The organism is Streptomyces sp. NBC_01198 (assembly GCF_036010485.1).
In the GTDB taxonomy this organism is placed as follows: Bacteria; Actinomycetota; Actinomycetes; order Streptomycetales; family Streptomycetaceae; genus Actinacidiphila.
In genome coordinates this window covers 5,953,211-5,966,653 of the sequence record NZ_CP108568.1, presented here as the reverse complement: position 1 = coordinate 5,966,653, position 13,443 = coordinate 5,953,211, and the positions used below count along the sequence as shown (strand labels likewise).

Here is a 13,443-nt window from a genome sequence, read left to right as displayed (position 1 = left end):
CCCCGGCGTCGGTGCCGAAGCTGAGCGGGACGGTATCCCCGCGGGCGGGCTTGCAGCAAGACTCTGTAAGCAGATCCGTCACATTGCCGGCCGCACCGCGCCCGCGGCGCCCGCCACCCCGGTCAGGTCGGCGACACGCCCGGACAGCAGGGGCATCACGGATGAAGGATCTTGCGGAAAGTTTCTTGCAGCCTCTTTCGCAAAGCATTACATCGCTGTTACGTTCCTGCCCAGCCCGAGCGACCCCGTTGGGACGACAGGGGCCGGCAGCCAGCCTGGCCAGGGCGAACGGGCACTTCCCTCTTCAAGGAGTCAGGTATGCGACGCGGCATATCCGCCGTGGCGATGGCCGCGGCCATCGTTCTCGGGGTCACCGCCTGTGGCGGTAGTGGTAGCGACGACAAGAGCGACAAGGGCACGGCGGCCAAGGACCCGGCCGCGGTCTCCGGGACGATCACGTACTGGGACACCTCGGACGCCAAGATCGAGGCCCCGACCTACCAGGCCCTCATCAAGGACTTCGAGGCGAAGTACCCCAAGATCAAGGTCGATTACCAGAACGTCGACTTCACCACCGTGGAGCAGAAGTTCAAGGCGGCGGCGCAGAGCGGCAAGGGCGCACCCGACGTGGTGAGAACCGACGTCGGGCTGATCCCCGAGTACGCCTCGCTCCACTACATCGCCCCGCTGGACGGCACCGCGGCGCTGACCGACACTCAGGACTTCGTGGCGGGGCCGTTGAACACCACCAAGTACGAGGGCAAGACCTACGGCGTGCCGTCGGTGACCGACACCCTCGGGCTGCTCTACAACAAGGACATCTTCAGCAAGGCCGGCATCACCGCCCCGCCGGCCACCTGGGACGAGCTGATCGCCGACTCCGCGACCATCAAGGCGAAGGTGCCCGGCGTCGCGGGCACGTACGTCAACCCCGACTCGTACTTCCTCTTCCCGCTGCTGTTCGGCGAGGGCGCCGACCTGGCCGACCCGGCCGCCAAGAAGGTGACGGTCAACTCCCCGCAGGCCGTCAAGGCGGTCACCGAGGCGAAGAAGATCTACGACACCTCCTCGCTGAAGGTCGACTTCGCCAGCGCGTACGACAACATGCAGACCTCCTTCAAGACCGGCAAGGTCGCCATGCTGATCCAGGGGCCGTGGTCGGTCGGCGACGACCTGACCGGGTCCGCCTTCCAGGGCAAGGAGGCCAACCTCGGTTACGCGCCCGTGCCGGCCGGCTCCACCGGCAAGGCGCTGGCGCCCACCGGCGGCCACGACCTGGCGGTCTACCAGGGTTCGCGGAATCTGGACGCGGCCTACCTGTTCACCCAGTTCATGACGTCCTCGGCCAGCCAGCAGAAGATCGCGCTGAAGAACGGCACCCTGCCGACCAGGACCTCCGCCTACACCCCGGAGGTGCTCAAGAACCAGACGATCGCCGGCTTCAAGCCGATCATGGACACCGCCCGGCCCAGGGTCGCGCTGCCGCAGGTGGGCAGCCTGTTCACGCCGCTCCAGCAGGAGTACATCAAGATCCTGCAGGGCAAGTCCTCGGTCCAGTCGGGCCTGGACGCCGCCGCCAAGGAGTTCGGCAAGCTGCTGCCCGGCTACACGGTGCAGTAGCCGCCCCCGAGTTCCGGGCCGGCCGGCCGGGGTCCCGTTGCGCCACCAGGCGTACGGGGCCCACGCGCCCGGCCGGCCGGTCCGGTCACCTGCCGTGAGCCGAAAGACGTACCGCCGCCGGCCGGCGGCCGCCAGAGACGAAAGAGCCGAGGAGCGATGACCACCGCCACCATGGACGACCCCGCCCCGGGCACGGCCGCCCGCCCGCCGCGCGAGCCGCGGCCCGGCCTGATGACGTCGGTCAGGCGTTCCTGGGACCGGCACTGGTACGCCTGGGCGATGGTCGCCCCCGTCGTGATCGTGCTGGCCGTCCTGGTGTTCTATCCGCTCGGCTACGGCACCTACCTGTCGCTGACCGACGCCAACGAGACCAACGTCGCCAAGGACATCGGCCCGGTCCACATCGGCGCCAGCTACCACTGGGTGGGGCTGCACAACTACTGGCAGGTGCTCTCCGGCAAGGACGGCGACTTCTACCCGCGCTTCGAGTGGACGGTCGTGTGGACCGTCTGCTGCGTGGCGATCACCTACGCCATCGGGCTCGCGATGGCGATGCTGCTCAACCGCAAGGTGCGCTTCCGGCTGTTCTACCGGCTGTGCCTGATCCTGCCCTGGGCGGTGCCCGCCTTCATCGGCGTCTTCGCCTGGCGGCTGATGCTCAACTCGCAGTACGGCGTCTTCAACGACATCGTCACCAGCTTCGGGCTGCCCGCCCAGGACTGGCTGGGCACACCGCTGTCGCAGAAGATCGCGGTGATCATGGTGAACATCTGGGTCGGCGTGCCGTTCATGATGGTCGCCCTGCTCGGCGGCCTGCAGTCGATACCCGGCGAGCTCTACGAGGCCGCCGAGATGGACGGCGCCTCACCGCGGCAGCGCTTCACCCACGTCACCGTCCCCGGGCTGCGCCCGGTCACCAGCACGGTGGTGCTGCTCAGCACGGTCTGGACGTTCAACATGTTCGCGATCATCTACCTGCTGCTTGGCAACAACACCACCGGCGACACGGACATCCTGGTGACATACGCCTACGAGAAGGCGTTCACCGGAGTGTCCGATTATTCCGCGGCCGCCACCTACGGAATCGTCATCCTCCTCATCCTCGTGGCCTTCTCCACCTTCTACCGCCGCCAGTTGAAGTCCGAGCAGGCCTAGGAGCCGGATCACCATGAGCGCCACCACCCACAGCGGCCCGGCCGCCACCACGAGCACCCCGCAGACCGCCGCCGCGACCCGCCACCGCGGCCGGGGCGAGCGCGGCCGGGGCGCGTCGCTCGCCCTGCACGCCGCGCTGGTCACCGCCAGCGCCATCGCGGTCTTCCCCGTGCTGTGGATCCTGTTCATCTCGCTGGGCCCCAGTTCCTCCTGGCAGCAGCCGCACGAGGTGCTCAGCCACCTGGGCCTGGGCAACTACCGCTTCGTGCTGATGCACACCAGCTTCCCCAAGTGGTTCCTGAACTCGGTGATCGTGGCCGGCGCCACCACCGTGCTCGGCGTGCTGATCTCCGCCACCGCCGGCTACGCGATCTCCCGGATGCGCTTCCCCGGCCACCGGTCGCTGATGTGGACCTTCCTGATCACGCAGATGTTCCCGATGGCCGTCCTGATCGTGCCGCTGTACAACCTGCTGGCGCAGCTGGACCTGATCGACAGCTACCTCGGGCTGATCCTGGTCTACTGCACCATCGCGGTGCCCTTCTGCGCCTGGATGCTCAAGGGCTACTTCGACACCATCCCGCGCGACATCGACGAGGCGGGCCGGGTCGACGGGCTGACCCCGTTCGGCACCTTCTGGCGGCTGATCGTGCCGCTGGCCCGCCCCGGGCTCGCCGTCACCGCCTTCTACAGCTTCCTGACCGCCTGGGGAGAGGTCGCCTACGCGGCGCAGTTCATGGGGCGCGACCACTCCACGCTGGCGGCCGGCATCCGCACCTTCGCCTCCGACCAGCGGGCGGACTGGGGCAGCATGACGGCCGCCTCGGTGCTGATCGCGATACCCGCGACCATCGTCTTCCTGCTCGTCCAGCGCCACCTGGTGACCGGTCTGACGGCCGGCGGCACCAAGGGCTGACCGGCCCGGCAGCAGCACCCCGCACGCCACGAGTTCCCCGGCCCCCGGCCGGGGGCGACCCCGACGGGACGCCCCCACCCGCATATACCCGCATATCCAAGGGAATCCATGAGCCAGCACCTCTCCGACGCGCCCCGCTCCGCCGCCGCTCCCGCTGCCGACGCCGGGCACGGGGACTGGTGGCGCGACGCGGTCATCTACCAGGTCTATCCGCGCAGCTTCGCCGACGGGAACGGCGACGGCATGGGCGATCTGGCCGGCATCACGGCCCGGCTGCCGTACCTGCGGGACCTCGGGGTGGACGCGGTGTGGCTGTCGCCCTTCTACGCCTCCCCGCAGGCCGACGCCGGCTACGACGTGGCGGACTACCGCGAGGTCGACCCGATGTTCGGCGACCTCAACGACGCCGACGACCTGGTGCGTACCGCGCACGCGCTGGACCTGCGGGTGATCGTGGACGTGGTGCCCAACCACTGCTCCGACCAGCACGAGTGGTTCAAGCAGGCGCTGCGCGACGGGCCCGGGTCCGCGCTGCGGGACCGCTTCCACTTCCGTCCCGGCAAGGGACGGGACGGCGAGCTGCCGCCCAACGACTGGGAGTCCATCTTCGGCGGCCCGGCCTGGACCAGGACCGCCGACCCGGACGGCACCCCGGGCGAGTGGTATCTGCACCTGTTCGCGCCCGAGCAGCCGGACTTCAACTGGGACCACCCGGCGGTGCACGACGAGTTCCGCTCGGTGCTGCGCTTCTGGCTGGACCTGGGCGCCGACGGCTTCCGGATCGACGTGGCGCACGGCCTGGTCAAGGCCGCGGGACTGCCCGACATCGGGCACAGCGAGCAGCTGTCCCTGCTGGGCAGCGCGCCCATGCCGTACTTCGACCAGGACGGCGTGCACGAGATCTACCGCGGCTGGCGGCGCATCCTGGACGAGTACCCCGGCGACCGGATCGGGGTCGCCGAGGCGTGGACGCCGACCATCGAGCGGGCGGCGCTCTACCTGCGGCACGACGAGCTGCACCAGGCATTCAACTTCGAGTACCTGGGCACCCCGTGGAACGCGGCCGCGCTGCGCCGGGTCATCGACAGGTCGCTCGCCGCGATGAGCGCGGTCGGCGCGCCCGCCACCTGGGTGCTGTCCAACCACGACGTGACCCGGCACACCACCCGCTTCGGCAACCCGGCCCCCGACCCCGGCACGGAGACCGCGGCCGGCGGCTCGCTCCAGCTGCGCGAGCCGGGCGACCGGGAGCTGGGCCTGCGCAGGGCGCGGGCGGCCACCGTGCTGATGCTGGCGCTGCCCGGTTCTGCGTACCTCTACCAGGGCGAGGAGCTGGGCCTGCCCGACGTCACCGACCTCCCCGACGAGGTGCGGCAGGACCCGTCGTTCTTCCGGGCGGCGGGCCAGGACGGCTTCCGGGACGGCTGCCGGGTGCCGATCCCGTGGTCGGGCGCCGAGCCGCCGTACGGCTTCGGTCCGGCGGGCGGGCCGAGCTGGCTGCCGCAGCCGCCCAGCTGGGCCGGGCTGAGCGTCGAGGCCCAGACCGGCGACCCGGCCTCCACCCTGGAGCTGTACCGGGCGGCGCTGGCGCTGCGCCGGGAGCTGCCGGCGCTGGGCGCGGGCCGGTCGGTGCGGTGGCTGGAGACGCCGGAGGGCGTGCTGGCCTTCCGCCGGGACGGTGCCGGCGACGCCTTCCTGTGCCTGGTCAACCTGACCTCGCGGCCGGTGGTGCTGACGGTGCCCGGCGGTCGGCCGCTGCTGACCAGTACCGCGCGGCCGCCGCTGACAGCGCCCGCCGCGGGCGGAGCATCGGACCAGGTTGACGGCATTGACGTCACTATCGACGCAGACACGGCAATTTGGTGGGCGATCTGACGTGGTGGCATTCCGTCCAATAGCATCCGGTGGTGTGACCGCACGGCTCGCTGACATCGCAGCCCAGGCGGGGGTCAGCGAAGCGACGGTCAGCCGGGTGCTCAACGGCAAGCCCGGGGTTTCCGCCACCACCCGCGAATCAGTGCTGGCCGCGCTCGACCTGCTGGGGTACGAGCGCCCGGTCCGGCTGCGGCAGCGCAGCGCGGGCCTGGTCGGGCTGATCACGCCCGAGCTGGACAACCCGATCTTCCCGGCCTTCGCGCAGATCATCGGCCAGGCGCTCACCCGGCAGGGCTACACCCCGGTGCTCGCCACCCAGACGCCCGGCGGCTCCACCGAGGACGAGCTGGTGGAGATGCTGGTGGAGCGGGGGGTGGCCGGGATCATCTTCGTCTCCGGGCTGCACGCCGACTGCACCGCCGACATGGAGCGCTACGCCAGGCTGCAGGGCCAGGGCGTGCCGTTCGTGCTGATCAACGGCTTCACCGAGAAGGTCAGCGCGCCCTTCGTGTCCCCCGACGACCGGGGGGCGATGCGGCTGGCGGTCACCCACCTCGCGGCGCTTGGGCACCGCAGGATCGGCCTGGCGGTGGGGCAGAAGCGTTTCGTCCCGGTGCGCAGGAAGATCGAGGGCTTCGTGACGTCGATGGGCGAGGTGCTCGGCCTGGCCGGCGACGAGGCGCTGGAGCTCGTACAGCACTCGCTGTTCACCCTGGAGGGCGGCCAGGCCGCCGCCTCCGCGCTGATATCCGACGGCTGCACGGCGGTCGTCTGCGCCTCCGACATGATGGCGCTCGGCGCCATCAGGGCGGCCAGGCGACTGGGCCTGTCGGTACCGGGCGACGTCTCGGTGGTCGGCTTCGACGACTCGCCGCTGATCGCGTTCACCGACCCGCCGCTGACCACCATCAGGCAGCCGGTGACGGCGATGGGCCAGGCGGCGGTCAACGCGCTGCTCGAGGAGATCGGCGGCACCCCGGCCCCGCACAGCGAGTTCGTCTTCCTCCCTGAGCTGGTGGTCCGCGGTTCGACCGCGGCCGCCCCCACCAGCCGGAACGCCCCGCCGCCCGCGTCGTCCTCCTCGCCGGGAGTCACCCGGACGGCCCACGACCCGACCGGCGGTTGATCCGCATCACGGGACACATCTGGCAGACTGGTCCCCTATGGGGGAACCGACTGCGAAGACCGCGAACACGACAGATGGCCACTACGCCGTCGCGCAGCGCTCCACCGGTTCCCATCTCGCCGACGGACCCGACAGCGCCCGCCGGCCGGCGACACTGGCCCGCACGCTGATCACCCGGGTGCGCACCCCGCGGCACCCCAGGGTGTGGTTCGAGATCCTGCTCATCGGGGTCAGCTACTACCTGTACTCGCAGATCAGGAACGCGGTACCGCAGCAGCGGACGGTCGCGCTGCGGCACGCCGACGCGATCTGGGCTCTTGAGCACCACCTGGGCCTGGCCGTCGAGCGCGGCGTCAACCACGGCGTGAATTCGGTGACGTGGCTGATCGTGGGGATGAACTACTACTACGCCACCTTGCACTTCATCGTCACGGTCGGCGTGTTGATATGGCTCTACGTCAGCCACCCGGGCCGCTACGGCCCGGCGCGCCTGGTGGTCTTCATGACCACCTGGCTGGCGCTGATCGGTTTCTGGGCGTATCCGCTGGCCCCGCCCCGGCTGATGATCGGCGGCGGCTTCATCGACACGGTGGTGGTGCACCACACGTGGGGCTCGATGGCACAGGGCAACCTCGCCCAGGTCTCCAACCAGTACGCGGCCATGCCGTCGATGCACATCGGGTGGTCGCTGTGGAGCGGCATCACCATCGTGACGCTGGCCAAACCGCTGTGGGCGCGGATCCTCGGCGGGCTGTATCCGGTGCTGACGCTGCTGGTGATCATCTCCACCGGCAACCACTTCTGGATGGACGCCGTCGGCGGCGCGCTGTGCCTGGCCGTCGCCTACTCGGTGGCGTACGTGATCTACGGCCGCTGGGTCTACTCGCTGCCGAAGTACGCCTCGGGTGAGCTGGCGCTGGAGGAGCGCGCCAAGCGCGCCGGCGACTGACCCCCGTGCGGCGCCGGGGGTCACCCCTCGTAGAACAGCCGGTCCACCACGGCCCTGGCCCGCCGCGTACGCCGCCGGTAGTCGTCCAGCATGTCGCCGACGTGGCCGGGCGGGAAGCCGAGGTAGCGGGCGACCGCCGCCAGCTCGCGCCCGTCGCCGGGGAAGGTGTCGCCCGGCCGGCCGCGTACCAGCATCACCGCGTTGCGCACCCGGGTGGCCAGCACCCAGGCCTCATCCAGCACGGCCGCGTCCGCCGGGTCGATCAGACCCGCCCCGGTCGCCGCCGCCAGCGCCCGCCGGGTGCCGGTGGTCCGCAGCTCGGGCAGCCGGCCGGCGTGCTTGAGCTGCAGCAGCTGCACGGTCCACTCGACGTCGGACAGGCCGCCGCGGCCCAGCTTGGCGTGCGTGGTGCGGTCGGCGCCGCGCGGCAGCCGCTCGGACTCCATCCGCGCCTTGAGCCGGCGGATCTCGCGTACGGCGTCGTCGTCCAGGCCGTCCGGCGGGTAGCGCATCGGGTCGATCAGCTCCACGAAGCGGGCGCCCAGGTCCTGGTCGCCGGCCACCGGGGTGGCCCGCAGCAGCGCCTGGCTCTCCCACACCAGCGACCACCTGCGGTAGTAGGCCGCGTAGGAGGCCAGGCTGCGCACCAGCGGCCCGCTCTTGCCCTCCGGGCGCAGGTCGGCGTCGACCAGCAGCGGCGGGTCGGCGGTGGGGATCTGCAGCAGCCGGCGCAGCTCGTCGGCGACGGCCAGCGCGGCGCGGCCGGCCTCCTCCTGGTCCACCCCCTCGCGCGGCTCGTGCACGAAGAGCACGTCGGCGTCCGAGCCGTACGCCAGCTCCCGGCCGCCGAAGCGGCCCATCCCGATCACCGCGATACGCGTCGGCAGCTGCCGGGAGTCGTCGCCGGTCACCGTGTTGACCGCCGCGCGCAGGGCGCCCGCGACCGTCGCCGCCGTCACGCCGAAGACGGCGCAGCCGACCCGGTCGACCAGATCCGCCGGGTCGACCCGGTCCTCCGCGCTCTCGACGTCGTCGCCGTAGGTGTCGATCAAGTCGGCGGCCGCGGTACGGAACAGCTCCCGCCTGCGCACCCCGCGGACCGCGGCGATGGCCTGCTCGGGACCCTCCGCGCGGCCCACCGCGGCCAGCACCTCCTGCTCCAGCGCGCCGTGGTCGCGCGGCACCAGGCCGCCGTCGACGGAGCCGAGCACCGCGACCGCCTCCGGGGCGCGCATCAGCAGGTCGGGGGCGAGCCGCCCGGAGGACAGCACCCGCGCCAGCCGGTGCGCGGCGGCGCCCTCGTCGCGCAGCAGCCGCAGATACCAGGGCGTCTTGCCCAGCGCGTCGGAGACCTTGCGGAAGCCCAGCAGCCCCGCGTCCGGATCGGCGGAGTCCGCGAACCAGCCGAGCAGCACCGGCAGCAGGGTGCGCTGGATGGCCGCCTTGCGGCTGACCCCGCTGGCCAGCGCCTCCAGATGGCGCATCGCGGCGGCCGGGTCGCCGTAACCGAGCGCCTGCAGGCGCTGCCTGGCCGCGTCGGTGCTCAGCCGGGTGTCGTCGCTGCCGAGCTGCGCCACCGACTCCAGCAGCGGCCGGTAGAACAGCTTCTCGTGCAGCCGCCGCACCTCCACGGCGTGCCGCTTCCACTCCCTGGTCAGGTTCGCGACCGGCTCGGAGCGGAATCCCAGGCCCCTGCCGAGCCGCCGCAGGCCCGCCTCGTCGGCGGGGACCAGATGGGTGCGGCGCATCTTGTGCAGCTGGATGCGGTGCTCCATCAGCCGCAGGAAGCGGTAGGCGTCGTCCAGGGCGGCCGCGTCCGCCCGGCCCACGTAGCCGCCGGCGGCCAGCTCGGCCAGCGCCGTCAGCGTGGTGCTGCTGCGCAGCGAGGTGTCGGTGCGGCCGTGCACCAGCTGCAGCAGCTGGACGGCGAACTCCACGTCCCGCAGCCCGCCGGGGCCGAGCTTCAGCTCCCGCTCCACCTGGGCGGCCGGGATGTTGTCCACCACCCGGCGGCGCATCTGCTGGACGTCGGTCACGAAGTGCTCGCGCTCGGCGGCCTGCCACACCAGCGGGCGGATCGCGGCCACGTACTCCGCGCCGAGCGCCGCGTCGCCGGCCACCGGCCGGGCCTTCAGCAGCGCCTGGAACTCCCAGGTCTTCGCCCACCTGGCGTAGTACACCAGATGGCTGGACAGGGTGCGCACCAGCGGGCCGTTCTTGCCCTCCGGCCGCAGGTTCGCGTCGACCGGCCAGATCGTGCCCTCGGCGGTGGTGTCCGAGCACACCCGCATCATCCGGGCCGCGAGCCGGGTCGCGGCCCTGACCGCCTCGACCTCCTCGACGCCCTCGACGGGCTCCGCCACGAAGATCACATCGACGTCGGAGACGTAGTTCAGCTCGTGGCCGCCGCATTTGCCCATGCCGATCACCGCCAGGCGCGCCGCCGCGGCGTCCTGCGGAGCCTCGGCGGCGGCGATGGCCAGCGCCGCACGCAGCGTGGCCGTCGCGAGGTCGGCCAGCTCGGCGGCGGTACGCACCAGGTCGCTCGTGCCGCACACGTCACGCGCCGCTATCCCCAGCAGGCACCGGCGGTACGCGGCACGCAACGTGTCGGGCTCGTCGGCCGCGGCGAGCTCCCGCTCGAAGTCGGCGACACCGGGGTGCAGGTCGGCGGCCTCGTAGGTGACCAGCGCGTGCCAGTCCGCCGGATGCCTGGCCAGATGGTCGCCCAGCGCCTCCGAGGCGCCCAGCACTCCCAGCAGCCGGTCGCGCAGCGGCTTGGCGGTGATCACCGTGTCCAGCAGCGCCCGCCGCTCCCCCGGCGCCAGCGCCTCCGCCAGCCGGACGAGGCCCAGCAGCGCCTGGTCCGGGTCTGCGGTCGCCCCCAGCGCCTCCAGCAGTACGGGGTCGGCGCGGACGCCCGACAGCTCCGGGGCGTCGAGCAGCCGCTCGGCGGCGGCGGGGTCGGTGAAGCCGTGCCGAAGCAGCCGGGTGAACGTACTGCTGCGTCGGCCCTGCATCGACCCTCCCATTCCCGGCCCGCCGGGCCGGACCGGACCCGATCAAGCCTATCCGCCTCCGGCGCGCGCCGCCCCCACTGCCCGAGCCTCCGCCCGACCGCCCCTTCCCCCCGGGGCGGGGGGCCGCCCACTTGCGGCGGCGACCCGCCCGCGGCCCGGCGGGGGCTGCCCCTCAGGGGTTGCCACTTGCGGTGGGCGTTCGCCTGCAGCGCCATCGCGCCGGAGCGCGCAGTTCCCCGCGCCCCTGGGGGCTGCCCTCTGCGCAGAGGGCGACCGTTTTTCAGGGGCGCGGGGAACTGCGCGACCAGCGCAGACGGCGGGAAAGAAGCACCGCCACCGCAAGTGGCACCCACCTGGGGGCACAGGGAACTGCGCGCTCAACCCCCACCGAGGTGCAAGCCGCGGGCACCGCAAACGGCACCCACCCCCGGGGCGCGGGAAACGGCGCGACCAGCGCAGACGGTGGGAAAGCAGCGACGCCACCGCAAGTGGCAGCACCTCCCGGAGCCCCGCAGGGACTCGTACGCCAGCGTTCGCGAATTCTTCACCTCGGCCGGGTTCACCGTCCCCCCAGACCCGTCAAACTTTGGCATGCACACCGCACTTCAACCCCTGCCTGGAGGCACTTCGTGCGCAGCCGTAGCCGTACCGCCCTGCTGACCGCCGGCGGGCTCGCCGCCGCATCCGCCGGCCTGTGGGCCGGCCTGGGCGGCAACGCCCAGGCCGCCGGCTCCGTCCCCACCCCCGCCCACACCGTCGTGGTGGTCATGGAGAACCACGCCTACAGCCAGGTGATCGGCAGCTCCAGCGCCCCGTACATCAACTCGCTGAAGTCCGGCGGCGCCAACCTGACGCAGAGCCACGCCATCACGCACCCCAGCCAGCCGAACTACTACGCCCTCTTCTCCGGCTCCACGCAGGGCGTCACCAGCGACAGCTGCGTCACCCCCGGGTTCGGCAAGGCCGCGAACCTGGGCTCCGAGGTGGCCGCCGCGGGCAAGACGTGGGGGAGCTACAACGAGACGCTGCCCAGCCAGGGTTCGACGACCTGCAAGAGCGGCAACTACGCGCAGAAGCACAACCCCTGGTTCGGCTTCTCCAACGTGCCGACCTCCTCAGCGAAGACCTTCGCCCAGTTCCCCACCGACTACTCGACGCTGCCGGCGATGTCCTTCGTCACGCCGAACCTGTGCAGCGACATGCACGACTGCTCGGTCTCCAGCGGTGACACCTGGCTCAAGAACAACCTCGGCGCGTACGCCACCTGGGCCAAGACCCACAACAGCCTGCTGGTGGTGACCTTCGACGAGGACAACTCGCTGAGCGGCAACCGCATCCCGACGGTGTTCTACGGGCAGCCGGTCACCCCGGGCAGCTCCAGCGGGACCACCTACAACCACTACAACCTGCTGCGGACGCTGGAGGACCTGGCGGGCGCCTCCGGGCACGCCGGCCAGGCCGCCTCCGCCGCGGACATCACCGGCATCTGGACCAGCTGACCGATGTACGTCAGCGAGAGCCGCGGCAGCACGCCCGCGGCGGCCTCGCCGACCGCCGCCCGGGGCCTGCGCCCCGGGCGGCGGTCCGCGGTCGCCTCCACCGTGCTCGCCCTCGGCGCGGTCAGCCTGATCACCGACGTCTCCTCCGAGATGGTCACCGCGGTGCTGCCGCTCTACCTGGTCACCGGACTCGGCCTGTCCCCGCTGGGCTTCGGTCTGCTCGACGGCGTCTACAACGGTTTCAGCGCCCTGGTCCGGCTGGTCGGCGGCCACCTCGCCGACCGCGGCGGCCGGCACAAGCAGGTCGCCGCCTTCGGGTACGGCCTGTCCGCGCTGTGCAAACCGCTGCTGCTCGCCGTGCACACCCTCCCGCTGATCGGCGCGGTGCTGGCCGCCGACCGTACCGGCAAGGGCCTGCGCACCGCTCCCCGCGACGCGCTGATCTCGCTGTCCTCATCGCCGCAGGACCGCGGCCGGGCCTTCGGCGTGCACCGGGCGATGGACACCACGGGCGCGCTGCTCGGCCCGCTGGCCGCCTTCCTGATCCTGCGCCAGGCCGCCGACGGCTACGACGCCGTCTTCACCGTCAGCTTCTGCGTGGCCGCGGTGGGCGTCCTGGTGCTGCTGCTCTTCGTGCCCTCTCGCGCGCGCAAGCCCGCCGCGCCGCCCGCGGGCGAACCGGCCGAACGCCCCTCGCTGCGGGCCGCGGTCGCGCTGCTCGGGCGGCGCGAGCTGCGCGGGCTCGCGCTGTGCGCGGTGGCGCTGGGCCTGGCCACGGTCAGCGACTCCTTCGTCTACCTGATGCTCCAGCGCCGCCTCGGGGTGCCCGACCGGTGGTTCGCGCTGCTGCCGCTCGGCACCGCGGCCGCCTTCCTGCTGCTGGCCGTGCCCCTCGGCCGCTGGGCGGACCGGGTGGGCCGCTGGCGGGTCTTCGTCGGCGGCCACCTCGCGCTGCTCCTGGCGTACGCCCTGCTGCTGACCCAGCTGCACTCGGGCGTACTGCCGTACGCGGTGCTCGCCCTGCACGGCACCTTCTACGCGGCCACCGACGGGGTGCTGATGGCCGCCGCGGCCGGATCCGTACCGGAAGCGCTGCGCTCCAGCGGGCTGGCCCTGGTGCAGACCGGGCAGGCGGCGGCCCGCTTCTGCTGCTCGATCGCCTTCGGCGCGGCCTGGACGGCCTTCGGCGACCGGTCGGCGCTGGCCGGGGCGGCGGTCGCGCTGCTGGTGAGCGTCGGACTGTCCGTACGGCTGCGGCCCGCGGAGGCGGTATGAACGAGGAA

Annotated in this window: 9 protein-coding genes; 8 read left to right on the top strand and 1 reads right to left on the bottom strand. The window is 72.1% G+C overall.

The genetic code is table 11. The features are described 5' to 3' along the window. Positions 1-318: 318 nt before the first annotated feature. The 6 genes from OG702_RS26550 (at position 319) to OG702_RS26525 (ending at position 7,641) form a co-directional block, all read left to right on the top strand. The gene (locus OG702_RS26550; protein ID WP_327291449.1) at positions 319-1,620 is read left to right on the top strand and encodes an extracellular solute-binding protein; all 1,302 of its coding nucleotides are present in this window, start codon (positions 319-321) and stop codon (positions 1,618-1,620) included. A gap of 156 nt (positions 1,621-1,776) precedes the next feature. Next, the gene (locus OG702_RS26545) at positions 1,777-2,775 is read left to right on the top strand and encodes a carbohydrate ABC transporter permease (RefSeq protein ID WP_442814552.1); all 999 of its coding nucleotides are present in this window, start codon (positions 1,777-1,779) and stop codon (positions 2,773-2,775) included. Positions 2,776-2,788: 13 nt separating this feature from the next. Next, complete coding sequence (locus OG702_RS26540; RefSeq protein ID WP_327291448.1) at positions 2,789-3,691, top strand: sugar ABC transporter permease; 903 nt, start codon at positions 2,789-2,791, stop codon at positions 3,689-3,691. 108 nt (positions 3,692-3,799) lie between these two features. After that, positions 3,800-5,566 (top strand): glycoside hydrolase family 13 protein, encoded by a 1,767-nt coding sequence (locus OG702_RS26535; protein ID WP_327291447.1) that lies wholly within the window; start codon positions 3,800-3,802, stop codon positions 5,564-5,566. A 34-nt stretch (positions 5,567-5,600) separates the two neighbouring features. Then, positions 5,601-6,692 (top strand): LacI family DNA-binding transcriptional regulator, encoded by a 1,092-nt coding sequence (locus OG702_RS26530; protein WP_327291446.1) that lies wholly within the window; start codon positions 5,601-5,603, stop codon positions 6,690-6,692. A 37-nt stretch (positions 6,693-6,729) separates the two neighbouring features. Then, a complete protein-coding gene (locus tag OG702_RS26525; protein ID WP_327291445.1) occupies positions 6,730-7,641 on the top strand; it encodes a phosphatase PAP2 family protein in 912 nt (303 codons plus the stop codon). 20 nt (positions 7,642-7,661) lie between these two features. On the opposite strand, the gene OG702_RS26520 is transcribed toward OG702_RS26525, so the two are convergent. Then, the gene (locus OG702_RS26520) at positions 7,662-10,661 is read right to left on the bottom strand and encodes a bifunctional [glutamine synthetase] adenylyltransferase/[glutamine synthetase]-adenylyl-L-tyrosine phosphorylase (RefSeq protein ID WP_327291444.1); all 3,000 of its coding nucleotides are present in this window, start codon (positions 10,659-10,661) and stop codon (positions 7,662-7,664) included. Positions 10,662-11,290: 629 nt separating this feature from the next. Between OG702_RS26520 and OG702_RS26515 the strand changes: the two genes are divergently transcribed. Continuing rightward, positions 11,291-12,160, top strand: coding sequence for an alkaline phosphatase family protein (locus OG702_RS26515; protein ID WP_327291443.1), 870 nt, complete (start codon positions 11,291-11,293; stop codon positions 12,158-12,160). A 3-nt stretch (positions 12,161-12,163) separates the two neighbouring features. After that, positions 12,164-13,435, top strand: a complete 1,272-nt coding sequence (locus tag OG702_RS26510; RefSeq protein WP_327291442.1) for an MFS transporter — start codon at positions 12,164-12,166, stop codon at positions 13,433-13,435. Positions 13,436-13,443 lie beyond the last annotated feature (8 nt).

Excerpts from the sequence above, each read along its gene's own strand:
- OG702_RS26550 (WP_327291449.1), top strand. The coding sequence starts at position 319 with ATGCGACGCGGCATATCCGCCGTGGCGATGGCCGCGGCCATCGTTCTC.
- OG702_RS26545 (WP_442814552.1), top strand. The coding sequence starts at position 1,777 with ATGACCACCGCCACCATGGACGACCCCGCCCCGGGCACGGCCGCCCGC.
- OG702_RS26540 (WP_327291448.1), top strand. The coding sequence starts at position 2,789 with ATGAGCGCCACCACCCACAGCGGCCCGGCCGCCACCACGAGCACCCCG.
- OG702_RS26535 (WP_327291447.1), top strand. The coding sequence starts at position 3,800 with ATGAGCCAGCACCTCTCCGACGCGCCCCGCTCCGCCGCCGCTCCCGCT.
- OG702_RS26525 (WP_327291445.1), top strand. The coding sequence starts at position 6,730 with ATGGGGGAACCGACTGCGAAGACCGCGAACACGACAGATGGCCACTAC.
- OG702_RS26520 (WP_327291444.1), bottom strand. The coding sequence starts at position 10,661 with ATGCAGGGCCGACGCAGCAGTACGTTCACCCGGCTGCTTCGGCACGGC.
- OG702_RS26510 (WP_327291442.1), top strand. The coding sequence starts at position 12,164 with ATGTACGTCAGCGAGAGCCGCGGCAGCACGCCCGCGGCGGCCTCGCCG.